Source organism: Plasticicumulans sp., from assembly GCF_035331805.1.
Classification (GTDB): domain Bacteria; phylum Pseudomonadota; class Gammaproteobacteria; order Competibacterales; family Competibacteraceae; genus Plasticicumulans.
The window spans coordinates 1-1,650 of sequence record NZ_DAOLKE010000541.1 but is presented as its reverse complement, the minus strand read 5'-3'; the positions used below and the strand labels follow the sequence as shown (position 1 = coordinate 1,650).

2 protein-coding genes are annotated in these 1,650 nt (G+C 74.2%); both read left to right on the top strand.

Annotated features, from left to right (window positions below):
* The coding region (locus PKE44_RS19200; RefSeq protein WP_324554424.1) for an SLBB domain-containing protein at positions 1 to 1,403 on the top strand (1,403 nt) is incomplete at its 5' end.
* Positions 1,404 to 1,415: 12 nt separating this feature from the next.
* Positions 1,416 to 1,650, top strand: a 235-nt coding sequence (locus tag PKE44_RS19195; RefSeq protein ID WP_324554422.1) for an RnfABCDGE type electron transport complex subunit D, incomplete at its 3' end; no start/stop codon positions are given.

Sequence of the window (1,650 nt, the reverse complement as noted above, 5' to 3'; positions counted from 1 at the left end):
GCAGCCGCCGGCCGGTCGACTCCGGCATCCTGTGCCAGAACGTCGGCACCGCCGCGGCCGTATACACGGCGGTGACCACCGGCCGGCCGCTGATCTCGCGCATCGTCACGATCACTGGCGCCGGCGTCGCCAGCCCGCGCAACCTCGAAGTCGCGTTCGGCACGCCGGTACGGGCGCTGGTCGAAGCCTGCGGCGGCTATACCGCCCGTGCGCAGCGGCTGATCCTCGGCGGGCCGATGATGGGGCTCGCGGTTGCCGGCGACGAGGTGCCGGTCACCAAGGGCATGGGCTGCGTGCTGGTCGCTGGCGCCGACGAACTGGCACCGCCGGCGCCGACGCTGCCGTGCATCCGCTGCGGCGCGTGCATGGATGCCTGCCCGGCCAGGCTGCTGCCGCAGCAGCTGTACTGGTTCGCGCGCGGCAAGGAGTTCGACAAGGCGCAGGCCACGCGGCTGTTCGACTGCATCGAATGCGGTGCCTGCGCGGCGGTCTGCCCGAGCCGGCTGCCGCTGGTGCAGTACTACCGCTACGCCAAGTCCGAGATCGGCGCCGCCGAGCGCGAGAAGCAGAAATCCGAACAGGCGCGCCGCCGCCACGAGTTCCGCTCGCAGCGCCTCGAACGCGAGGAAGCCGAGCGTCAGGCACGCCAGCAGGCCAAGAAGGCACGCGCCGCCACACCGGCAGCCAACGAAGCGGGCGCGAGCGAGCCCGCCGCACCGGCCGACGATCCGAAGAAGGCTGCGATCGCCGCCGCCCTCGCGCGGGCCCAGGAGAAGAAGGCCACGAAGGTCGCGGAGACCGGGACCGGCACCGCGCCCCCGGCTACCGCCAGCCCGGCCGCGCCCGCCGCGGGGCTCGACGAGGCCCAGCTCGCGAAACTCGCTGCCGCGCGCGCCCGCGCTGAGGCAAAGAAAGCTGCTGCTGCGACGGATACCGCTCCGGTGGCCGCGGAAACCGCGTCGATACCGGCTGATCCGGCACTGAGCGAGGAACAGCTCGCGAAGCTCGCCGCTGCCCGCGCCCGCGCCGAGGCGAAGAAGGCCGCGGCGCAGGCCGCCGCAGCACCGGAAACCGCTCCGCTGACCGCGGAAGCCGCGTCGACGCCGGCCGCGCCGGCGCTGAGCGAGGAACAGCTCGCGAAGCTCGCCGCCGCCCGCGCCCGCGCCGAGGCGAAGAAGGCTGCGCAGGCCGCAGCGACTGCGCCCGCAGCCACGCCGGTGGCCGCAGAGACATCGCCGACGCCGGCCGCTCCGGCTGTGCCCGAAGCCGTACCGGCGGCCGCGTCGACCCCGGCCGCACCGGCGCTGAGCGAGGCACAGCTTGCGAAGCTCGCCGCTGCCCGCGCGCGCGCCGAAGCGAAGAAGGCCGCGCAGGCCGTTCCGTCCGATCCGGACATCCGCTGAGCCCCCGCCGTCATGTTGTTCGAAACCCGCACCTCGCCGCACGTCCACCTCGGCAACAGCGTTGCGCTGGTCATGCGCCGCGTGCTGTACGCACTCGCCCCCGGCCTGCTGGTGCTGATCCTCGTGTTCGGCCCCGGCGTGCTGGTGCAGCTCGCGCTGGCCGGACTGACGGCGCTCACCTGCGAAGCCTTCATGCTGCTGCTGCGCCGCCGGCCGCTGGCCCCCTTCCTCGGCGACGCCAGCGCGC